We start from the raw sequence: 21905 nt of genomic DNA on the forward strand, positions 1-21905 counted from the left end.
CTTCCGTCCGGCGGCGGGCTGGGCTAAGGGAAGGGCGCGCTGGACCCGTAGCTCAGCTGGATAGAGCGTTGCCCTCCGAAGGCAAAGGTCGTACGTTCGAATCGTATCGGGTCCGCCATTTTCTTCATTGAAATCAAGCACTTAAAAAGGCACCCGGTTAGGGTGCCTTTTCAATTTTTGCGAGGATCGCAGAATTCCGGTACTTAGCGGATACAACCAGAGAACGCCGCTAGAACGCTAGAGCCTTGGCTGCACCGGCGACGAAGGCTGGCGAGTGGTGTCCGTAGACCCGCTCGATTACCTCCTTCGACGTGCTGGTGAACTTCGCAATCTCCTCAAACGTCATCCCGCCGTGGACCATCCACGTAATCGCCGTATGCTTCAAAACATGGGCGCTAATCTCCTCGACTCCCGCGCGGCGGCAGGCCGCCGCCATGGCAGTTTTGACGTCCTTCACCCTCTCGCCCCGGTATTCGATCACATAGTGGCTCGCGGCCGTGGCCTTGGCTGCTTTGAGGGCTTCAATCAGCCTCCCCTGACCTGCAATGGGCGTGGAGCCCCGCCGCTTGTTTTCAATGTCCTCACCAAAGTTGATGAACTCATGTCCCTGCATATGCAGGCTGACGCGGTCCCAGGTCAGGGAGAGGATTGCCTCCCGCCGCTTTGCCGTGGCGAGCGCAAGCAGAATGAAGAGGGCGAGGTGTGGCGCTGCTTCAGCCACCAGCTTATTGGCGTCCTCCTTCGTGATCCAACGCAGGCGCGTGTCTCCGCTCGACACCTCGATGCGAAAAGTCGGCAGGCGTTCAATCAGCCGTTCGGAAGCCGCCCAATTCAGCGCGGCGCGTAGTGCCCGAAGTTCCTTGCTGATCGTCGCCTCGCTTACCGGATCACCCTTCCAGCGCCCCGCCTTACGCTCTACCGGTTCGTCCTCGCGGGTCTCGATGTAGCTGTCTACCGTCGTCTGAGTAATGACATCGGCGTACAATGACCCCAGGTGCCGCTTGATTGGGCCGTACGAGTAAGGAAGCGTCTTCGGAGAGGCAATCAGAGGTGAGCGGTACGCCACGTAGGCATCACAGACTTCCGCCAAGGTGGGGCGCTTTGACACGCTCGGCTTACGGTAGTCATGGACGAACCTTGCCCTGAATGCCTCGGCCTCATTCGGGTCTTTGGTTCCCGTAGCCTTGTTCTTCACCCTGCCATTCTCAGTGTAGCGGATGTCGTAATACCCGTCTGCACGCCGCTGGAGGTTGAAGTTGGGGGTTTGGAGCTTAGTGCGTGGCATGCTCGATACCCGTCCGGCCAATGTGGGGCACGAATTTTAGACCGAAGCCGGAACAGCACAACACGTGTGCCGCTGCTGATGCTGCGACGAGCTTCACGATGAGGGGAATCATTTGGTTACTCCTAACTGCAACCCCGCACGTCCGGCGGGGGCAAAAAGGCAGTCAGGGTGTGTCGCTATAGTGGCTGGAGCCTTGTTAGAAGTGCATCCGCTAGCATTGCTCAGCAACATTTTCTGCCCGACGAAGGTCGCACCGGATCGCAGGCTCGATGCGACCAACCTTCGAAGCCTTTGCAAATGCTACCAAAGCCAGAAGACCAAAGCCGAGAATGCAGGGCAGCACGGCTGACCCTGCTAGTGGACCACCTTAGCGGAAGGTACTCTCGTATCTACTCCAGAGGGCTGGATTTATGATGTCCAATACGCCTGATTGGAAGCGCCGCTGTGTAAACAGTCGGCCAATCTCACTGCCATCATCCAGCGCAAAGACTTTGCTATTCACATATTGCTCCGCAGAGCATGTAGAGTCTGACCTGCTTCTACGCAGCATCGTGACCCTCTTTGCGCGCGTGTCGATGTATAAGGTGTTTGTGACGCACAGATGAGCGATCTCAGCCTGTATCTCAGTGCTTGTCCATCGCATGATCTGATATTCGTTGATGAAGGAGTGTAGCGAGATCAAACCTGAGCCAAGGTCCACGTATGAAAACGACTCCGTGCAGATTCGCTTTTCCTGACTGCACTCAATCCTTGCACTGTTGAGCGGGATAGCGTGTCCTTCGGTCGGTTCCGTCCAAGTGCCTTCAGCGACGACGTAGCCTTCGACTCCCCGCACCCTTTTCGGCCCAAGATTAATTGGTGGAGAGCTGAGTAGCTTGACTGCCTCATTGACTCGCCGAACTTGCTCGACAGTCAGCTCACCTGATACAGGCGCTCCGATCCGGCGTTGGAAGGCACCCGCAGCCTCGCGCAACTGCTCGTCCGACGCGTCCTCAATGCCGAAACTACCATAGCCAAGCTGAGCTAAGCCTCGCTGTACCAAAAATCGATGTGCGCCAACGCGAGCTGGTTCAAATGCCCGGATCATAGCGAGGTAGCTGAGGCGGTTGGCGCTGGCCTCGTCCATCGCTTCAATCTGAGCCCGCGTGTATGTCTGAGGTGATGCAGAGGCAGCAAACGTCAGCCCCAAGACGAGAAGCCAAGCCCCCGAAAATCGCGCCACGCCCATCGCAAACTGCCTGTGTTGATCAACCATAAGCTTGTATCACAACTTCGGTGTTCACCATCGCGGTTTGCGCTTGAATCCTTCCGAGTCAAGTGGGTCGCCGCCTAGGCGCTGACTTCCGCAGCACCACGAAGCGCCTGTCACGCAGAAAGCGAGCCTGCCACTCAGCCGTAGCTAGGGCATCCACCCTCTCTTGCCACGACCGCTGCTTGCCCTTCTCGTCGAAGCACAGGGCCGAGTAGAGGGCATCAGCCAGGTCAGCCAACTCGACCTCGCTCAACGCCTCGGGATCGGCAGCCCGCCGCCTAGGCATGGTTGCGCAGCGGCGGGCGGCGCATTACGACGAAGCGACTGCGGATCAGGTGTTCCACCAGCCACTGCGCAGTCAGATGGTCGTTGGCTCTAAGCTTGACGCCTCTTGGTTTGCCGCTCGCATCCCAGCCCAGCGCATACTGAATGCAACAAGTGACCTCTTGCAGGTCGGCAAGCATGAGGAGTTTTTCATCGTCGGCCATGATGAGAACAAATCACGAACTGAGTCAGAGTTCAAGATTGTTCCACAAACCTCTTTCTGTGGATACAACCGACACACTCTACGGCCTCGCCGTCACTCGCGTCGGGTCCTGCCATAACTTGTCTCAATTTAGTGATTTAATGCAACTTTGTAGCATTAAACGTTGACTAATTGTTAAGATCTAGCATCATTCCGATAGCGCCCCTGGGATGTGCGCAGCGCGGAGTAATCAAGCCCGCGTGCAGGTGGGACCAGACATGTCAAAGAAGATCAAAAACGGCACCAATGGTTCCGAGTGGATGAGTGACGTCATCACGGCGCAAGACATCGCCAATGGCGTCGACGGTCTTTGGATCAACGCCATGGGAGGCAATGATGGCGTGAATGGGTCACACCTTCATGACTCCTTGGAAGGCGGCGATGGTAATGACCAACTCTTCGGCAATGCTGGTAATGATACACTAATTGGTGGCGCTGGCCTTGACACCCTTTATGGTGGCGACGGCGACGACGTCCTGAAAGACCAGTTCGGCACCGAAGCTGCGGTGATGTTCGGCGGCATCGGCAATGACTACATCGAGGCAGCCGACGGCAACGACACCCTCTACGGTGAGGCCGGTGGCGATTACATCCTCGCCAAGGCCGGCAACAACGTGGTCGATGGCGGCGAAGGTGGCGATTATATCGTCGCACTGGACGGCAATGACAGTGTCGTTGGTGGCCGCGGCAGCGACGAGATCTGGACCTTTGGCGGCAAGGACACTGTCTTTGGTGGTGACGATGGTGATTTGATCGTCTCCGGGGAAGGTGATGACAGTGTATCCGGCGATGGTGGCAATGATACCATCGATGCTGGCGATGGTAACGACACGGTCTATGCTGGCTCCGGTAATGATTACATCAATGCTGGTATCGGCTCCAACCTCGTGGTTGGCGATGCAGGCAACGACACTGTTCATTCCGGTATAGGTAACAACACGATCTTCGGAGGGGCCGGCGATGACTCTATCCGAGCCGCTTTTGGCCAACATTTCATCACTGGCGATGACGGCAACGACCAGATTTATGCTGGAGAGAGCAGCGGCCAAATCTTTGCGGGCGCTGGTGACGATCTAATCGTATCACAGGGCGGCTCGACCTTTATCACGGGCGATGCTGGCAATGATTTCGTGATCCTGTATACCGATACGAACCAAGACACGGTCTTTGCTGGCGACAACGATGATCTGGTAGTAATCCAGAAAAACAGTCCTGTAGGTGGCCCACTCGATATTGTTGATGGCGGCAACGGCCAGGATGTGCTGCGCTTGAATGTTGGCAGCGAGATGGGTTCCGCAGCTTTCCAGCAGCAGTTCACGGCCTACAAAGCACTGATGGCGAGCCGGCCTTGGGAGAGCTTTGACTTCGGCACCATTGGCGCCAAGGTCTCCGGATTCGAGAAGGTGTATTCTGAGGGTTGGTTGACCTTTGAGGACGCTGCAACGCTTGCTGACGGACAGGAACAGCCACTCATCACCTATGGCGGCTTTACCTTCACGCAGATGGGCGTCTACAATCCCGTCGAGGGTGGCGCCCTTGGCTACAGGGCAAACGGTAGCAACCTCGCATTCTTTGCCGAGGCGATCCCAGCCCAAAACCTCGATCTGCCTGGCTACCCGGGCAACCCTGGCGATCCGATCGTCATGCAGCGAGCCGATGGCAGCGACTTCTCGCTGACCCAGGGCCTCTTCTCCTCGGCCAACATCGACCACCTTGCAGTATCGGTTAAAGGCTACAATGACGGCGTACTCAAGTACGACCTGGTCCTAGACGTTGGCAAGGGGGTGTTTGACTACAAGTACCTGAACCTGCAAGGCGTGGACAAAGTTGAGTTCCACGCCGACAACTACTTTGGGATGGATGATTTGAACGTCATCATCTGACTGCCACTCAGTCAGAAGGAAGCCGGGCCCAAAGGCCCGGCTTCGTCGTCTGTGATAGCCAGAGAGCACCCTCGCCCTCAAAGCTGTGTCCGCGTAGCGCATTGCAGTTGACCCATCTCAGTGATCCTGTGAGGGGCGCGTAGGGGCTCCTAGGGCACCCTCAGGGGTAAGGGCAGGGGGCATATGCCCCTTCAAAGCTAGCAACCATCCATAGAGCTATCGCCCCCCAGTCAGTTTCCTGCCAGTGCAATTGACGAACCTTTTCCACAACGCATGGTTTAACGCATAGTGCGACGATAACGACAGGTTGGGTTAAGGGGCGGGTGGAGATGTCATTTCCGGCTTCAGTAAAGGTGGCGGCGCTGGTCGCGTGTGGCCGCCACTGCTGCATCTGCCACAAGTTTGCAGGAACGAAGATCGAGCTACACCACATGCAGCTTGCTAGCGAGGGCGGAAAGGACGACTTCGACAACGCGATCCCGCTGTGCTTAGACTGCCATGCAGACCAAACAAGCTACGACCATAAGCACCCCAAGGGTACGAAGTATACCTCACAGGAGCTAAGACAGCACCGCGACCTTTGGTACGAGAAGATGCGTGCCTCACCTGCTGTGCGATCCGACTACGACAAGAAGCCGGCTGATAAATCCCTGTTCCATGAGATCCAGGAGGCACTGCCTTGGCAAGCAGTGCAATTCGTTGATGAGCACGACTTCGGTGCTTTCTTCTGGCAGAAAAGTCTTGCGCCTTTCGACAACTTCCTCGACAGGCGGAGAGATCCAACGTTCCAGTTCCTTGATGCTGACCTTGAAGGGCTTCGCGCAGGACTCGTATCCCGCATAGACGCGTTCCTTGAGGTGGTATTAGCAAACACGTTCAGCGTCGAGCGGAGGCCTGGTATCTTGAAGCTTCCGGATGATTGGCGCAGCACAGCTCCAGAACGTCGGCGCAAAGCACATCTTGATATGAACCTAGCGGCTCGCGATCTTGCCGAAGCTTACCGAACTCTGATCGCCGAGTGTCGGATTCGGCTGAGTTAGGATACTGGTAAATAGCCGTATGGCTCGAAGTCGACTACCAGACGAAATCAAAAAGCTCCAAGGCACGCTTCAGAATTGCCGCGTCAACACCCAGGCGCCCAAGCCTGCCTACGGCTTCCCAGTCGCCCCCAGCTACTTCACTGCCGAGGAGCGCAAGGCGTGGGATCAGGCATGTCAGCTGAAGGCGAAGACAGACTCCGACTCTGACAGTGAGGGGCCGCAAAACACCCACACCGTACGGAGTGTGGGTGTGGGTGGCTAAGGCGTGTCACCTCGCCTACGCGGCGACACAAGGATCATGGGGGGGTCGCAGTAAGGAGGTGGGAGGAGGTCCTCCTTTTGAACGATCCAAGCAGGTGGGACCACGCCCCAATAGATGAACCAGGTCTTCGCCTTGGCGCGTCCGCCACCGGCCTCTTCATACGGCTTGCGCCACTTCGGGCAGACGTGCTTGTTCGCCCACGACTTCCAGGAAACGAGCGAACGGTCGCCGTGGGGGACCTTCACGGTCAGCCGCACTGCGCGCGTGTTCGGCCATACCAAATCATCAGTCCACGGCAGCCGGAGGAATTGAGCATCCTCCGGTGTTACTGGACAGCCGCCCGAAAGCCCGTGCCCGTCCGTTGACCTGTCCGAAGTGAGCCATACGGCGTTGAGCCAATCGTGCGGCCCAAGCGCGACTTCGCCCTTGTTGATGCCCTCCCTAGTAATCGAGGGCCAGCATTCGTGAGCGGTGTAATGATAGAGAAGCATTTGTGGGTTCCATTCTGCGCTTCGGGGAATTGCTCAAAGCGTCAAAAAGGAAGGGGTCGCGCACCTGACCTCGCAAATGTTTGTGGGGGATTGTGCTGAGGTCCAATTTGATCGGTACCAGTGATGAGAGGCAGCTATAATTACAGCGGGGGGCAATGATGCGGTGGTCGCGAAGAGAACTGCCTCAAGCATGTTATTCGATGTATGCTCATGTGAGCTTGTGAGTATCGTTACGATGACGAATACGAATCACTTTGATTTGCTGCGACGAGGTGTCGAGACTTGGAATGCATGGAGGGCAGCAGAGCCCTCGGTAAAGCCCGACTTGGGTGACGTGGACTTCGATGGAGCGCAGCTTGCGAAGGTGAATCTTCGAGGAGCGAACCTCATTGGGGCGCGTTTTATCGAAACAAACTTAACGGACGCCGATTTGCGTAATGTGCTCCTTGGCGGAGCCGACCTCGCTGGGGCTGACCTTCGGGGAGCAGATTTGGGTGGGGCGGATCTCCGCGGGGCTAACCTTCGCGGTGCGCGCCTCGCTGAAGCCAGCCTCCACTCAACAACCCTAGTCAATGCAAACCTTCAAGCCGCCGATTTGGTCGAGGCAGAACTTGTTGGAGCTGATTTGAGCGGGGCGAGCCTTGGCGGGGCGGACTTCTGTGGGGCGGATTTCACTGAAGCAAATCTGCACGGAGCAGACCTTGGTCAGACGAATCTCGACAAGGCAAATCTCGCTAAAGTGGACCTCCGAGAAGCGCATTTAGTCGACGCGTCGCTTTCTCGGGCGAACCTTTATGCGGCAAATCTTAGGGGAGCGAATCTCTCTGGAGCGAGTCTCAGCCGTGCAGACCTCAGGCTTGCGAATCTAATTGATGCTCGACTTGATAACGCTGACCTGACCGGAGCAAGGCTTTGGGAGACTCAGCGCGCAGGTTGGTCGATCAAAGGTGTAACTTGTCAGCGCGTCTTTTGGGACCGAAGAGGTGAAGCGCCGACTTTTTACGAGGAAGGCGAGTTTGAGCGCATCTTCGCTGAGAGGCCGCGCATCATGCTGCACTACCCTGGCGGGATGTCCTCGATTGATCTGCTTGCGCTACCGCTCATTGTAGAACGCCTACAGGCTGAACACCCCGGCAGCACGCTCCGTGTCCAATCGATACGTGATGACGCAGGCGGTGCTTTGGTTACAATCATGGTGGAGGATCGCTTAGGCCGTAGCTCTGAGGTCTTCGGGCAGGATCTCGTGCGGATTCAGGCCAAGCTGGAGTGTATTGTTGATGAACGAGATCGCCTTCAGCAACGCCTCGACTCGATCGTATCAGCAGGAGTTTCGAAAATCGCCGAGTTCCTGGCGCTGCCGAGACAAGAGAACCACATCTATCATCCGAACGCGCCAACAGCGATTGAGGGCCCCAACATGAGCCGAGACATCTACAACGTTACGGGACAGGCCGGAGCGGTTGGTCCTGATGCACACGCCCACGACAACACCTTCCAGCAAATCCAGGGCGGCATTGATCTACCGAAGCTCGCGGAAGAGCTAGGATTTCTGCGCACGGCCTTGAAAGGCGAGGCTACGGGGACGCGCGAGCAGGACAAGGCAATCGGCGTAGTTGCCGACGCTGAAGAGGCGGCTGCCAAAGGCGACGGCCAGACCGCCCTTCGATACCTCCAAAACGCCGGTAAGTGGACGCTGGGGGTCGCGGAGAAGATCGGCGTAGCCGTCGCCGTCGAGGCGCTGAAGAAGGCGATGTAGGAGGTGGTCGGGCGTGATGTAGCTCGTAAAACAGCACGAAAGACCCGCGCCTCTCGGCACGGGGCTCGGTAAAGTACTTTAACCTGCCTGCAGGGTTGCCCAGATACGCCGGACCTCGGTAGCAGAGCCGGCGCCTGCGAAGGCGTGACGGAAGAACTGCTTTGCCACTACGTCCCAGTGGGTGGCGAGCCACATGGCATCCTCCCGCTGATTCTCAGGCATCCCACTGAAGTCGCTGCCTCGAAGCCATGAATTATACTCCCGCTTGTTGAAGCACGCGTAGCTGGCACTAAGAAGGAACTCCCCAACGATCCGCCAATGACGACGCTCCTCCGCTGCGCGGGCGCGCTTCTCCTGCCACATGCGCCCCGCGGCACGGGAATACCGATTCGGCTCGCGCGGCGGAAGGTACACTTCGATTTCGACGCACTCGACGATAGTGGCGGCATCATCGGAGGAGGGCCTCGTACGGGTAACATTGACGACGTTGCTGGTGGCGCCGGTGGTGTCAGCATGGAAGTAGGTGGATGCGTTAAGCATGGTTGAATCCTATATGAGGTGAACAAGAGTGGTCGCCGCAGCTTCAAAGCGAACCAAAAAGGACGGCCCGCATGTGCGAACCGTCCCTCCTCCTCATCTCAATAATATGCTTATGCCCCCGTCTTGCCCGCTTCAGTGACCGGCCGTGCTCGGCGAGCTTTCGTGCTTCCTTCTCTATAAGGGACCAGTATTCGGCCTCGCACGCGATCCCGGCCGCGGGAGGTAATGTTGTGCGCTATGCTGCGCCACTCGCTTCCACCCGGATACGTGCGGCGACCTTCGCCACAGTCGCACGGCTGCAAGCCGTCGCCGCCTGGACCTGCGTCCAAGACATGCCCTTGGCCAGCATGGTAGCGATAGCTGTGTTACGCGCCTTGTCCTCCTGGCGCCCGGTGTAGCGGCCTTCGGCTTTCGCCTTAGCCTGACCTTCGGCCTGCCTGCGGCGGCGGTCCGAGTAGTCCTTGCGAGCTACAGCGGCAAGCACGTCGAGCAGCATCGAGTTCATGGCGGCGAACATCCTGCCCGTGAACTCGTCACCGGGTACGGCAAGCATCCATGAGGTCGGAAGGTCCAGCGCGACAACCCGAACCTGACGCGCTTCGATCTCAGTTCGGAGGCGGCGCCAATCTGCTTCTGTCAAACGGCTCAAGCGGTCAACCTGCTCGCAAAGCAGGATATCGCCAGGCTGGCTGTCCTTAAGCAGCCGCCACAGTTCAGGGCGTTCGAGTTTCGCGCCACTCTCGTTTTCGATGTAGGTGGCGGCGATCCGCAACCCTCGTTCAGCGGCGAAGGCTTCGACGGCTGCGCGGGCGCGCGTGGCGTCCTGAGAGGCATCAGAGGCGCGTAAATACGTGCGGGCGAGCATCGGGAGAGCCTTGGTCTGTTTTGAGTGGTCTCCTTATCGCCGGTCTGTTTTGGTTGGTCAATAGGTAACTCTCAGACCAACAACAAACTGGTTCAGCAGGGGCATACCAAACTGAACCAATACCCAACGCCACATACAGCCGCATGCCAACGTTGGCCGCGCCAAACCCGCATCAGACCTCACTTCCCAATGCGTTGGCTCTGAAACCGGCAACGCTTTCGCCCTGCGGCGGCATAGCTCAGAAACGCTGGACCAACGCGGAAGACCGATGGGCATTGCGGGACGGCAAAGGGGACCCAAAGGCAGGGGTATAATTGCCGGCGATCTGGCGACAGGTGATATGGCGGGCGTTTGGTACAGTTGGGTGAGGGATGCTGACGAGCGAGCGAGGATGCTTCTGTTACCTTGATACCGACCTGTTACCAAAAAACCTAGAAAACAGTAGGACGGTAACAACGTAACAAGGTAACAACTAAAATTAGTAGATAGATAGAACCAGCCATCTCCTACTCTCGCATTCGTCCGTAAGCATCAACGCTTCCCCCAAACTCCTCTCCCCTGGCAAATGCGCACAACCCTTGTTACCGCGTTACCTTTGCTACAACCCAGGACTTGCCTAGGTTTTTTGGTAACAGGAGAGGTATCAGGTAACATCACCGCCTGGATTCAGACTTCGAAGCGAAGAAGGGAGAGACTTTCGCCTCTCCCTTCTCCAGTTAAGTCAAATCATCCACATCGATCTTCAAGCGTTCTGCAACCTGCTCCCGCAGCTTGGCCAGTGGGGGGACATCGTACCGCCGCTGGTTCTCGCCCTTGATCTTCTTCTGCTTCGGATACAGTCCAAGCACCTTGTCCATCGCCGCCTGGAACTTCGGCCGCGTCAGGTCGTACCGCGCCCCGCGTTCCTTGATGTAGTCCCCATACCGCCGAAACAGCTTCTCCTTGAACTCGGATGCCACAGGAAGCCGTAAGTCTTCGTCTTCATCGCTTGCCGGAAACAGATCACGGCTACCCTCAGCAAGCAAATCAATGAAGAACTGTTCAGGCGCGCTGAAGGATTGGAGGCGCTGCTTGCTCATCTCCCAGGTGTCGGGCGGATTACGCAGCACGCCGTCATCGATGGGCCACTCCATCAACTCCCTCGCCCACGCCTCGCGCCCTCCGTAGTTCATCTCCGCGATCATGGCATCAAAGTAAGCTCGATCGCCCTTCTTGTCGGAGCCGACATCGGTGACGAACCACCGCCTGGCATCAGCTCCAGCAGGCACAACCCAAGATTCGTTCGAGCACATCAGGAAGCGCGTGAAGTTCGGCATCATGAAGAGATCGACGCCCTTCAGCTCCACCGGCATCCGGTCGCCCGTGACGAGCTGCTTCAGCGTCCCAAAGCGATTCGAGCCGGCGAACAGCGCTTCCTCAACCTGACAGAACAGCGCGTAGCTCAGGTGCGAGTTGAAGTTGCCAAGAACGTGCCGCTCCGTGCTTGCGACGATGGCATATCGATCACCGAGGAGCTTGGCGAACTCCTCGCCCACCAAGCTCTTCCCGACGCCTTCCTCACCACGGAAAATCATCGCGCTTCCGGTCTTCCTGCCTGGATTCCGCAGAATGTCCGCGAACCACATCATGACGAAGTTGAACCGCTCTTCGTCCCGCTGGCAGACGATGTCAAAGAGGTGTTCGCGGAACATCGGATAACCACCGAGGTTGTCGGTCTTAAAGCGAAATCCATTGAAGATGTTGTACTGAATAGCCGCTCGAATATACGGCGTATGACCCTCAGTCGGCGGCGCAAAGGTGACGCCCTCTGAGAAATTCTGGCGCTTCGGAAACATGCACCAAAGATCGGCCAACGTCAGTTCGCGCTGGGTCTTCTCGAACGCCTTATTGTAAACTGGGTATCGACGATTCAGCGTCATCGCCTTGTACGTGTCCAAAGGCATCGTCTCAAACTTCGCAGCATGAAGATCGATGACGCGGTGTTTCCCTCCGACTAAGGCAAGCGCGTAGCGGTCGGTGTGGTAAATGAGCGCCTGCACTACCTGACTGAGGAAGTGATGTCCGCCACTGCTATCGAATGGGCAGCCGAGCTTTGATTCAGCGAACTCGTAAGCCCACCGACGCTTGACGTCATCCGGGGCTTCGTACCAGTACTGGTAAGAGACATAGTCCACTTGAGTGGCGGACGTGCTATCGCCTTCGACAGCGGGCGATGTTTTAGGTTTATGATTCATGTTCAACTCTAACTAAGAAATCAGCAGGATAGGCACCCTGCCTAAAAAGGTCAGATGCTGACCTGTAAGGTTTGCGTGCAAACTCCAGCAAACGCCACTATTATACATTTATTGTTGTTGGTGTGCAATCACTTGCTATTGCAGAGGTGATTCAAGTATAATAGTGCTTACTGGAGCAATCTCATGAACAATACAGAACCATCATTCGACCTTTACAAATCCATCGCGTCTGGCGATCTCATTTGCATCAGCGCCGCAGCCATCAAAACCGGAATTGGGTATTGGACCATTTGGCGGCGGATTCGCCGCGAGCAGGTCCCCACTTTCCGCCTTCGCGGACGCCGGTACATCTCGGTAGCTGATCTTTCGAATCCCGCTCTCCGAGTACCCTGATAGGCCAAAAAAAGAGAGCGCGCAGTTACCCGCGCGCCCTCCAGTTTGCCTATCTTACTGCTGTCGAACAGTAGTTTCTTAGTACAGCCGTGCATATTATATCGCGGTCTTACTTCATCTTGCAACTTATAAATAGAGATTATGCACAACCATTCTTCTGAAACTCTTCGTAGCCGACTTGCCGATCTGGAGCTTTCTGCCGAGCGGTCCGCCGTTGCCTTCAGCGATGCTCGCGTTGCTCATGCCAAGGCGATCAAAGCCGCTGTCCTGCACGGCGATCACACTGCCGCCGAGCATGCTGAAGTCGTCCTCGCCGCGGCAAGCGCCACATACACCCACGCACTCGCACTCGTTGAGGAAGCCCGGACTTGTCTCGCCGCCGCCCTCCGCGTTGAAAAAGCCGAAGCCAAGGACAAAGCCCGCCTCGAAGCCGAAGTTGAACTTGCCTCTATGGCATCCGACGCGGACGACATCGACGGCGCGTTCGCCGCGCTGGTAGATCGCGTGATGAAGCTTCGTGCCCGTGAAATCGCCCTGCGCAATCGGACTCGCCAGACACATCGAGAGGCAACCGGCGGTCCCGAGCATCTTAATGCTCTTCGCTCGCTGGCGAGTTATCTTAACGCCGCAGCGTCCTGCCTGAATCCTGACGCGCCCAAAAGTGTCACGCGCGCGGTTGCTGCGGGGACCAAGGCAATCAGGAGCGCACTTCAATGACCGTTGAAGCAACCCGCTACGTCATGCCGGACGGTTCGGTTATACGGGGCTACGCGTATGACGGGCCGGAACTGGAAATCGCCACCGTGCAACACCGCCTCGAAGACGGGTCTGTCTTGTGGGAAACCATCGTTCGTCGCGTCGAGACACCGGCACCGGTTGAGACCGCACCGCAGGCAGAGACACCTTCCCATGCGGGGTGACTTCGAGCTGCCAAGCGATGGCACCCGCGGCCCCCGATCCAGGCGCCCCGCAGAACCAGAGGTGCCGCCGCAGGCCTCGCCAGCCGCGCCCGTGGTGCCAGAGACCCCTGAACCCGACCCCCCAGGGCCCGCAGTGACCCCGCTGCCTTCATGGGCCGCGTATAAGGCCCCTAAGCGCTCCCCTCGCTGCATTGGCGAGGTACGCTGGTGACGCCTGACGACATCGCCCAAACGGCCGAAGACTTGAACCTCGCCCAGCGGCAGCTTCAAGCCATTGGCGTCATCCTCGCCGGTCTCGCCTTCACGCTGGCCGACGAGATGAAGCTCAAGGCCGAGGCGGCGAAGGCCGAGCGCGCCTCAGCTAGGCGGGCGAGGAAGGCTGAACGGAAACGCCTCCGAGCCTCTTCTCTACTAGGGACCAGTATTCCGAGTGCCTGCCGGAGGGCTGCTTTGATGTCGGCTCGCCGGGCATAGGAGGCTCGACAGGACCGCCCACAGGGTTCTTCTCTCCAAGGGACCATTTGATCCGACGCCTTGCCAGAGGGCTGGTCGAAGGTCACCCACCGAGCGAAGGGCCATGAGCTGGTTTCTTCTCTATAAGGGACCAGTATTCGCCCGCGACCTACACCGGCGCTGCGTCGCTGCGGTTTAAAGTACTTTTGGCAATGCTGGACCGGAGGGAAGAAGCGCCCGCTTGACAAGCGCCATCGCCTCGGCTGCTGCCTTCACCGCTTCGCGAACGGGCAGTTAGCAATACATATGATGATAGCCGCCCCTGACGCAGGGATTGGGCGTCTGGATCGGTCGGCCTTGGTAGTCGAACCACTGGCCCGGTGCAATCGATGGAGCGATGGGGGCTGGGTGGACAGGCGGCGGCTGCGGCGGACGCGGGTTGTAAGCCTGTGGTGAGGGAGGAGCAGCCTGCCGTGGGAAGAGGATGTTTCTGAACTCTGCGCCCCAAGGAGCCATGCAGTCCAACTGCCTCTGAGACAGGAGCGCCCCTTCTTTAGAAACCTCTCTCTCAAGGGTAGAAACTATCCCTTCCGTTTCGGCACGTGTGTAACCTGCCACTGCTCCTGCTCTCATTCCGAGGAGGTTCTTTAGAGCAGCTTTCAGGTCTAGTTGAGCGCGATACTCCTGACGCTCGTGTGTGATGCCGCAGGTCTGCTTCATCACAGAGATAGCTCTCTCAATCCGCTGCATCGTGTCAGCGTCTTGGGCCTGCGCCCAGCTGGACAACGTCACGGCGACGAATGCGCAGGCTGATACCGCGATCAACCCTTGAAGCTGCTTCATGACAGCCGCCTCCTCGTAGAACGGTAAGCCTAAACCTGTGTTTCGTTCCAACGCCATATTCTTAGTCATGCGAGTGTGACCGCGGGTGGGCGGCTCGGTCGTCTGGCATGGACCGGCAGACGCTGCACGACCGAGTCGTCCGCTTCCATGCAGAAGGGGCGGATGCGCTGCGCAACCACCCATATTCCGGTGCCCGGCCCAAGTGCGCTGGCACCCGTTGGGGCAAGTCCGGGTCGTGCTGATGGGCACGCTTAGCCGGGGCATGGCACTACCATGAGGTGTATGAGAGGCACCTGCAGCGCGGAGCCTATCCGTCCAAGGCAAGGGCTGTGATCGAGGGCTGAGTACCACCAAACTCCCCTAATCCTGCGTTAATACTTCTTCTAACCACTGGACGCGAACACCGATGGGAGGCGGCTAATCTCCTGAAAATGTTGGTTTTTCAAAACTGCGAGACCTCGCGGAATTGCCCCACCAAGCCTCTCTATTTTGAGTAAATACTAAATAAAAGAATTAGTAGATGCTATATGGTTATTTCGATCATAGATGCTGTGCCTGAATACTGAGGAAGTAGAAACAAGTAACGTTCCGCCCTCCGAAGGCAAAGGTCGTACGTTCGAATCGTATCGGGTCCGCCACTTTCCTCATCCCGTCAGCCGTTCCGGCCTTGCCGCGCTCGTCCAGGCCTGTCGGGTCATCCTGTACAGCAGATGCAGGCGCAGCCTGTGGTCGTCAGGCAGTCGGGGATGCTCGAAGGTGCCGGTCGGGCGCATGCCGAGCTTCGCCATCAGCAGCCAGGAGGGCGCGTTGCCCGGCACGGTGAAGGCGAGGACCTCGCCGAGGCCGATGCGGCCGAAGCCGGCGGCGAGCGAGAGGCGCGCCGCCTCCTCGGCATAGCCTTGGCGCTGGTGCGCGCCGGCGATACGCCAGGCGATCTCGACGCCGGGGGTGAAATCCGCATGCCAGGGGATGGTCGCAAGGCCGACGGCGCCGATCAGCCCGGGTTGCGCCTTGCGCTCCACCACCCAGACGCCCCAGCCATGCTCGGCGAAGTGCGCCTCGACCTGATCCAGCCAGGCATCGCTCTCGGCCCGGCTCATCGGCGCGGGGAAGTGGCGCATCACCGCCTGGTCGGCATGGAGGGCGGCGAGCGGCGCGCGATCCTCCATCCGCCAGGGGCGGAGGCGGAGGCGCGGACCTTCGAAGGTCAGGGGCGCGGGCATGATGCTGGCATCGCCCGGCGCCGTCGGTTCGGCAAGCCCCCGGCGTCGGCCAATTCGCGCAACGACCGGGTTCGGTCTACAGAGGGGGGAGAGCAGGCGTTGACGCCGGGCCGCCCCCGGGGGAGACGCTTCCGGAAGCGAGACGCGAGGATGAAGCTGCGATGACGGAAGCCGCACCGCCGGCGGGGCTGGGCCTCGCCCGATCCGAGGGGGCCCTGGCCGGGCTCCGGGTGATCGACCTGACGCGGGTGCTCGGCGGGCCCTACTGCACCATGGTGCTCTCCGACCATGGCGCCGAGGTGATCAAGCTGGAGCCGCCGCAGGGCGACGAGGTGCGCGACTGGGGCCCGCCCTTCAACGAGGCGGGGGATGCCAGCTACTTCGTCGGCGTCAACCGCAACAAGCGCTCGGTCGGCCTCGACCTGTCGAAGCCCGCGGGGCGCGAGGTGCTGCTGCGCCTGCTGGAGGGCGCCGATGTGCTGGTCGAGAATTTCAAGCCGGGCAGCATGGAGAAATGGGGCCTCGGCTACGAGGCGGTGCTGCGGCAGCGCTTCCCCCGCCTAGTGCATTGCCGCGTCTCCGGCTTCGGGGCCGAGGGGCCGCTCGGCGGCTTCCCGGGCTATGACGCCGTGCTGCAGGCGATGACCGGGCTGATGTCGATCAATGGCACGGAGGACAGCGGCCCGACGCGGCTGGGGACGCCGATCGTCGACATCGGCACCGGCCTGTTCAGCGCCATCGGCATCCTGATGGCGCTGCAGGAGCGGGCACGGAGCGGGCTCGGGCAATATGTCGACATGACCCTGCATGACTGCGGCATGGCGCTGCTGCATCCGCATGCGGCGAACTTCTTCCTCAACGGCAAGCGGCCGCGGGCGACCGGCAATCCGCACCCGAACCTCGCCCCCTACTCGAAGTTCCGCACGCGGACCTGCGAGATCTTCATCGCGGCCGGCAACGACCCGGCCTTCCGCAAATTCTGCGACTTCCTCGGCCTCCCGGAGCTGGCGCGCGATCCGCGCTTCGCCACCAACGGCGCCCGCGTCGTGAACCGGGAGGCGCTGACCGCGGTGCTCGAGGAGCGCTTCGCCGGCGAGGACGGGCATGAGCTGACGCAGCGCATGCTGGCCGCCGGGCTGCCGGCCGGGCCGGTGCTGCATGTGGACGAGGCGATGGCGGCGGCGCATACGGCGCACCGCGAGATGGTGACGGAGCTCGGCGGCTACCGGGGGCTGGGGACGCCGATCAAGCTCTCCCGCACCCCGGGCGGCACACGGGCGGCGCCGCCGCGCTATGCCGAGCATACGGACAGCGTGCTCTCGGCCCGTGGTTTCTCCGAGGCCGAGCTGGCGGCGCTGCGCGCCTCCGGCGTATTGGTGGATGCACGCCGGACATGAGCGACACGACCCCCCCGCTGCTGCGGCTGCAAGCGATCGAGAACCGGGCCGAGGTGCAGGCGCTGTTCGACACCTGGCGCCGCGCTCTGGCCGGCGACGAGCGCTTCAAGGGCGCCCGCAACAGCTTCAAGGAGGCCGGGGAGCCGGTGAAGGGCGCCTATGAATGGCGGGCGAACCTGCGGCCGGCAGGGGCGCCTGCGGGGCTCGACATCGTCATCCGGCTCAACGACGTCTCGGCCTCCTACACGCCGCTCGACCGCGGCTCGCCGGGCGCCTTCGGGCGGGACCTGGCGGATGGGGCGGTCTATGCGCTGCGGCAGTGGTACGATTCCAAGCGCATCGGCAGCAAGCCGCTGAAGGAGGAGAACCTCGCGCAGTACGGCGCGCCGCAGAGCGCGGAGCTGAGCTACCCGGCCTCGCAGGGAAATGCCGGGCGGGGGCGGCTCTACCTGGTGCTGGCGCGGCTGAGCGACCCGGCGGAGGCGGTGGCCCAGCACTGCTTCGATGCGCTGGGCGGTTTCCACCGCGTGGCGGCGGCGGCGCGGGAGGACCTTTGGTAAGGCTTCCGGCTCTGCAACCATGATCGGTTTGCCGGCTTATCCAGACGGCGGCTCGGCGCTGCCGGTTCGGGGATGAGGCAGGGCATGTGGCGGGCATTGGGCGTGGTGACGGCCGTGGTCATGGCAACGGGCATCGGCTTCGCCGTGCTGGCGGTGGCGCCGGGCGCCCGGGTGCCGCAGGTCGCGGCCGCCTCGCCGGAGCAGGTGCTGAGCCAGGTGGCGGAGGACTCGCTCCGCCGGCGGCTGCGCAACCCGCCGAACCTCCGCTTCTCCGATATGAGCGTGGTGCGCTTCGGTCCGGAGGATGAGCGGGCCGTCTGCGGCAAGGTGGGCGGGGTGGACTTCATCCTGCGCGTGCTGCTGCCGCGGGACGGCTCCGTGCCGCAGGAGCGGGACGGGCGGGGCTTCGCCTACACGACGGTGCTGGAGCAGGGGCCCGGCCTCCCGCCGATGAACGGGGCGGCGGAGCGCTTCTGCCGCCAGGGCGGGGCGCTGGTGGCGCGGGCGACCGGCCCGGCGCCCTCGCCCGACGCGGCGCCGCCGGCGCCGGTGCCGGCCCAACCGGTGGCCGCGGCCCAGGGCAGCGGGCCGGGCATCCAGGCATCGAGCGGGGCGGTGCAGGTTCGGAGCAATGCCAATCTGCGCGCGGCGCCGGTCGGCGGCTCCGAGGTGCTCGGGGTGGTGTCGCAGGGCTCGGCGCTGCGCGTCTTCGGCCGGGCGCCCGGCGGCTGGGTGCAGGTGGGAGATGCGGCGCCGCAGGGCTGGGTGCATTCCAGCCTGCTGGCCGGGGCGAACTAGCTCCGGTCAGGCGGGACCAGTTGATCGGGGCATTCCGCTCGATCGGACGCCAAGCCAGGGCGAACGGAAGCCGATCTAGAGATCGAGGATCAGGCGGGGGCCGGCACAGCCGGCGACGCAGGCCATCAAATGCGTCTCGCGCTCCTGGGGCCGGAGGACGCGGTCGCGGTGCAGCGGCGGGCCTTCCAGCCAGCGCACCCGGCAGGCGCCGCAGATGCCGCCCTCGCAGCTCGATTCGACCGCGGCGCCCAGGGCATGGAGCGCCGGCAACAGGGGCGCGCCGGCTGCGAGGTCGAGGCTGCGGCCGGATTTCGCCAGGACCAGGGTGAAGGGACGGACCTCCGGCAGGGGCGGCAGCGGAGGCGGGGTGAAATGCTCGACGCGTGCCTGGGCTGCGGGCCAGGTGGCGAGGAAGGCCTCGATCAGCCCGGGCGGGCCGCAGCAATAGGCCTCCGTGCCCGGCTCGGGCGGGCCGAGCAGCGGGGCGAGGTCCGGGCGGCCGGCGCCCGTGTCGTGCAGGGTGACGCGGTCCCCGAGGGCGGCGAGTTGGGCAGGCAGCGGCGGCGCGCCGCGGTGGAGGAGGTGGAGACGGTAGTCGCCGCCGCTCCGGCCTAGGGCGGCCGCCATCGCCAGGAAGGGCGTGACGCCGATGCCGCCGGCGAGGAAGAGGTGACGCCGGGCGCCTTCGGCCAGCGGGAAGGTGCAGCGGGGGAGGGAGGCGGGAAGCTCCTCGCCGACCGCCAGCCCGTCATGCAGCCAGGCGGAGCCGCCGCGGCCTTCGGGCTCGCGCTTCACCGCGATGCGCCAGCGATCGGCCTCGGCCGGGTCGCCGCAAAGGGAATAGGCGCGGGTCAGGCCGCCCGGCAGATGCAGGTCGACATGCGCGCCGGGGCGCCAGCGCGGCAGGGGCCAGCCGTCTGGGTCCATCAGCGTCAGCAGCCGGATGCCGGGCCCGGCCGGCTCGGCGGCGCGGAGGGCCAGGCGGATATGTCTCATGCAGGGCGGATCGGGTCGCCGAGGCGGACGGTGCCGCCTTCCAGGATGCGGCAGTTGAGGCCGGAGCGATTGATCATCGGGTCGAAGACCGGTTTCTCCAGGATCTCCTCGATGTGGCGGCAGGGAATGGAGAGGCGCGTCGCCTCCAGCAGGCATTCGCCGAGGCGGAAGCGGCGGCCGACCAGATGGGTCAGCGGCACGCCGCGCGTCGTCACGTTGCGGCGATGCTCCTCCGGCAGCAGCTCGATGCCGTGGTCGCGGCGGATGGCCTCCAGCGCCTCCTCCTCGAACAGGGTGATCTGGCGTCCGGGCTCCGGCTTCGGCGAGTAGAAGCCCTCCTCCACCCCGATGCGGTAGCGGTCGCCGAGGATGCCCTCGCCGGCGACGAGGTCTATCGCCTCCATGGCGCGCATGGGCAGGAAGGCCCGCGCGGTGATGTGGAGATGGGCGACGAGGCCGTTCCAGCTGGTGGACATGGGATGCTCCGCATTCGACAATATGGTGCCCCTGTTGCGGCAAAGGCTTCAAGCCACGCACCTTCGCTACCTTTTGTGGCTTGCGCGATGGCGGCAATGGCCGCTCAAATGCCGCACGTCTAGGAAACGAAGGCGCAGGACCCGGAACGGGCAGGAGGGGAGGCTTCGATGGCAGACCGTCAAGGTCCGTCGCTGTTCCATGGGCGGCCCTCCCCGGATCGGGGTGGCTGACGGGATGGCCTTGCTCGAGGTGCGGGACGTGGTGGTGCGCTTCGGCGGCGTCACCGCGGTGGCCGGCGTCTCCTTCGATGTGGAGGAGCGGCAGATCTGCGGGCTGATCGGGCCGAACGGGGCGGGCAAGACCACGCTCTTCAACGTCATCAGCGGCATCTACAAGCCAACCGAGGGGCAGGTGCGCTTCGCCGGGCAGATGGCGACGGGGCTGCCGCGGCACCGCATGGCGCCGCTCGGCCTCGGGCGGACCTTCCAGAACCTGGCATTGTTCCGCAGCATGACGGTGCGGGAGAACGTGCTGGCGGGCGCCCATGCCGAGGGGCATGCCGGCTTCCTCGCCAATGCGCTGCGCCTGCCCTCGGCCCGGCGCGAGGAAGCGGCGGCGGCGGAGCATGCGCGCTCGCTGCTCGCCCTGCTCGACCTCGAGACGGTGGCCGACGTGCCGGTAGCGGCGCTGCCCTTCGGCACGCAGAAGCGCGTGGAGATGGCTCGCGCCCTGATCGGCAAGCCGAAGCTGCTGCTGCTCGACGAGCCGGCCGGCGGGCTGAACCATGGCGAGGTGGACGGGCTCGCCCAGCTGCTGCGCGACATCAAGCGGAATTTCGAGCTCAGCATCCTGCTCGTCGAGCACCACATGAACCTCGTCATGCGCGTCTCCGACAAGGTCGTGGCGCTCGATTTCGGCAAGAAGATCGCGGATGGGACGCCGGATGAGGTGCGCAACGACCCCGAGGTGATCCGCGCCTATCTTGGGGCGGAGGCCGCCGCGCATGCTGCTTGAGGTCAAGGGCCTGCAGGCGGGCTACGGGCAGACGCATGTGCTGCATGGGCTCGACTTCGTCGTGGAGGATGGCGGCGTGACGGCGCTGCTCGGCGCCAATGGCGCGGGCAAGACGACGACGCTGCGCGCCATCTGCGGCATGGTAAGGACTGAGGGCGACATCACCTTCCTCGGCGAGCGCGTCACCGGCCGGGCGACGGAGGACATCGCGCGGCGCGGCCTCGCCCATGTGCCGGACGGGCGCGGCACCTTCATGGAGCTTTCGGTCGAGGAAAACTTCCGCCTCGGCGCCTATGTCCGGCGCGACGGCGAGGTGCGGGCCGACTTCGAGCGGATGTTCGAGTGGTTCCCGCGCCTCAAGCAGCGCTGGCGGCAGCAGGCGGGCACGCTCTCGGGCGGCGAGCAGCAGATGCTGGCGATCGCCCGCGCGCTGCTGCTGCGGCCGCGGCTGCTGCTGCTCGACGAGCCGAGCTTCGGCCTCGCGCCGCTGATCGTGCAGGAGATCTTCGGCATCATGCGGCGCATCCGCGAGGAGAGCGGCGTCGGCATCCTGCTGGTCGAGCAGAATGCCAACCTGGCGCTGGAGCTCGCCGACCGGGCCTATCTGCTGGAGACGGGGCGCATCGTCGTCTCCGGCCCCGCCGCCGAGATCCGCGAGGACGAGGCCGTGCGCCGGTCCTATCTGGGGTATTGAGAG

General features: G+C 61.9%; 20 protein-coding genes and 1 tRNA gene. 11 read left to right on the top strand and 10 right to left on the bottom strand.

Annotated elements, in window-relative coordinates; translation table 11 throughout:
- Nucleotides 1-41 precede the first annotated feature (41 nt).
- A tRNA-Arg gene (locus AC5JJ1_RS00340) sits at nt 42-118 on the top strand.
- Between the two features lie 111 nt (nt 119-229).
- Here the strand turns inward: AC5JJ1_RS00340 and AC5JJ1_RS00345 are convergent.
- The 3 genes from AC5JJ1_RS00345 to AC5JJ1_RS00355 form a co-directional block, all read right to left on the bottom strand.
- Nucleotides 230-1195, bottom strand: a complete 966-nt coding sequence (locus AC5JJ1_RS00345) for a tyrosine-type recombinase/integrase (protein ID WP_495783124.1) — start codon at nt 1193-1195, stop codon at nt 230-232.
- 457 nt (nt 1196-1652) lie between these two features.
- Nucleotides 1653-2411: a peptidoglycan-binding domain-containing protein gene (locus tag AC5JJ1_RS00350; protein WP_495783125.1), complete on the bottom strand. Its 759-nt coding sequence runs from the start codon at nt 2409-2411 to the stop codon at nt 1653-1655.
- 404 nt (nt 2412-2815) lie between these two features.
- A complete protein-coding gene (locus AC5JJ1_RS00355; RefSeq protein WP_495783126.1) occupies nt 2816-3025 on the bottom strand; it encodes a hypothetical protein in 210 nt (69 codons plus the stop codon).
- A gap of 256 nt (nt 3026-3281) precedes the next feature.
- On the opposite strand from AC5JJ1_RS00355, the gene AC5JJ1_RS00360 reads away from it, so the two are divergent.
- The 3 genes from AC5JJ1_RS00360 (at nt 3282) to AC5JJ1_RS00370 (ending at nt 8495) form a co-directional block, all read left to right on the top strand.
- Nucleotides 3282-4946, top strand: coding sequence for a calcium-binding protein (locus AC5JJ1_RS00360; RefSeq protein WP_495783127.1), 1665 nt, complete (start codon nt 3282-3284; stop codon nt 4944-4946).
- Between the two features lie 329 nt (nt 4947-5275).
- Nucleotides 5276-5986 (top strand): HNH endonuclease, encoded by a 711-nt coding sequence (locus AC5JJ1_RS00365; protein WP_495783128.1) that lies wholly within the window; start codon nt 5276-5278, stop codon nt 5984-5986.
- A 988-nt stretch (nt 5987-6974) separates the two neighbouring features.
- Nucleotides 6975-8495 carry a pentapeptide repeat-containing protein gene (locus AC5JJ1_RS00370; RefSeq protein ID WP_495783129.1) on the top strand — a complete coding sequence of 507 codons (1521 nt, stop codon included), beginning with the start codon at nt 6975-6977 and terminating at the stop codon, nt 8493-8495.
- Nucleotides 8496-8573: 78 nt separating this feature from the next.
- Here the strand turns inward: AC5JJ1_RS00370 and AC5JJ1_RS00375 are convergent, their stop codons facing one another.
- The 4 genes from AC5JJ1_RS00375 to AC5JJ1_RS00390 form a co-directional block, all read right to left on the bottom strand.
- Nucleotides 8574-9035, bottom strand: coding sequence for a hypothetical protein (locus AC5JJ1_RS00375; RefSeq protein ID WP_495783130.1), 462 nt, complete (start codon nt 9033-9035; stop codon nt 8574-8576).
- Between the two features lie 235 nt (nt 9036-9270).
- On the bottom strand, nt 9271-9900 hold the full coding sequence (locus AC5JJ1_RS00380) for a recombinase family protein (RefSeq protein ID WP_495783131.1): 630 nt from the start codon (nt 9898-9900) through the stop codon (nt 9271-9273).
- 716 nt (nt 9901-10616) lie between these two features.
- Nucleotides 10617-12134: a DUF5906 domain-containing protein gene (locus tag AC5JJ1_RS00385; RefSeq protein WP_495783132.1), complete on the bottom strand. Its 1518-nt coding sequence runs from the start codon at nt 12132-12134 to the stop codon at nt 10617-10619.
- A 519-nt stretch (nt 12135-12653) separates the two neighbouring features.
- Nucleotides 12654-13115: a hypothetical protein gene (locus AC5JJ1_RS00390; protein WP_495783133.1), complete on the bottom strand. Its 462-nt coding sequence runs from the start codon at nt 13113-13115 to the stop codon at nt 12654-12656.
- Between the two features lie 125 nt (nt 13116-13240).
- On the opposite strand from AC5JJ1_RS00390, the gene AC5JJ1_RS00395 reads away from it, so the two are divergent.
- A complete protein-coding gene (locus AC5JJ1_RS00395) occupies nt 13241-13447 on the top strand; it encodes a hypothetical protein (RefSeq protein WP_495783134.1) in 207 nt (68 codons plus the stop codon).
- A 207-nt stretch (nt 13448-13654) separates the two neighbouring features.
- Nucleotides 13655-13921 (top strand): hypothetical protein, encoded by a 267-nt coding sequence (locus AC5JJ1_RS00400; protein ID WP_495783135.1) that lies wholly within the window; start codon nt 13655-13657, stop codon nt 13919-13921.
- 1466 nt (nt 13922-15387) lie between these two features.
- Here AC5JJ1_RS00400 and AC5JJ1_RS00405 read toward each other — a convergent pair.
- Entirely contained in the window at nt 15388-15966 is a 579-nt protein-coding gene (locus tag AC5JJ1_RS00405; RefSeq protein WP_495783136.1) for a GNAT family N-acetyltransferase, read from the bottom strand.
- A gap of 161 nt (nt 15967-16127) precedes the next feature.
- Here AC5JJ1_RS00405 and AC5JJ1_RS00410 point away from each other — a divergent pair, with 161 nt between their 5' ends.
- The 3 genes from AC5JJ1_RS00410 to AC5JJ1_RS00420 all read left to right on the top strand — a co-directional run bounded on the left by AC5JJ1_RS00410 (nt 16128) and on the right by AC5JJ1_RS00420 (nt 18721).
- A complete protein-coding gene (locus AC5JJ1_RS00410) occupies nt 16128-17363 on the top strand; it encodes a CaiB/BaiF CoA transferase family protein (protein ID WP_495783137.1) in 1236 nt (411 codons plus the stop codon).
- Nucleotides 17360-17923, top strand: coding sequence for a hypothetical protein (locus AC5JJ1_RS00415; RefSeq protein ID WP_495783138.1), 564 nt, complete (start codon nt 17360-17362; stop codon nt 17921-17923). The genes AC5JJ1_RS00410 and AC5JJ1_RS00415 overlap by 4 nt, the downstream gene beginning before the upstream one ends.
- Nucleotides 17924-18007: 84 nt before the next feature.
- Entirely contained in the window at nt 18008-18721 is a 714-nt protein-coding gene (locus AC5JJ1_RS00420) for an SH3 domain-containing protein (protein ID WP_495783139.1), read from the top strand.
- A 75-nt stretch (nt 18722-18796) separates the two neighbouring features.
- Here AC5JJ1_RS00420 and AC5JJ1_RS00425 read toward each other — a convergent pair whose 3' ends face one another.
- Complete coding sequence (locus AC5JJ1_RS00425; RefSeq protein ID WP_495783140.1) at nt 18797-19717, bottom strand: PDR/VanB family oxidoreductase; 921 nt, start codon at nt 19715-19717, stop codon at nt 18797-18799.
- Nucleotides 19714-20193 (bottom strand): MOSC domain-containing protein, encoded by a 480-nt coding sequence (locus AC5JJ1_RS00430; protein WP_495783141.1) that lies wholly within the window; start codon nt 20191-20193, stop codon nt 19714-19716. Before AC5JJ1_RS00430 ends, AC5JJ1_RS00425 begins: the two co-directional genes overlap by 4 nt.
- Before the next feature lie 235 nt (nt 20194-20428).
- On the opposite strand from AC5JJ1_RS00430, the gene AC5JJ1_RS00435 reads away from it, so the two are divergent.
- Both AC5JJ1_RS00435 and AC5JJ1_RS00440 read left to right on the top strand, forming a co-directional pair.
- The gene (locus tag AC5JJ1_RS00435; protein ID WP_495783142.1) at nt 20429-21208 is read left to right on the top strand and encodes an ABC transporter ATP-binding protein; all 780 of its coding nucleotides are present in this window, start codon (nt 20429-20431) and stop codon (nt 21206-21208) included.
- Nucleotides 21198-21902: an ABC transporter ATP-binding protein gene (locus AC5JJ1_RS00440; protein ID WP_495783143.1), complete on the top strand. Its 705-nt coding sequence runs from the start codon at nt 21198-21200 to the stop codon at nt 21900-21902. Before AC5JJ1_RS00435 ends, AC5JJ1_RS00440 begins: the two co-directional genes overlap by 11 nt.
- The last annotated feature ends 3 nt before the right edge of the window (nt 21903-21905 follow it).

It is taken from the genome of Belnapia sp., assembly GCF_059504005.1.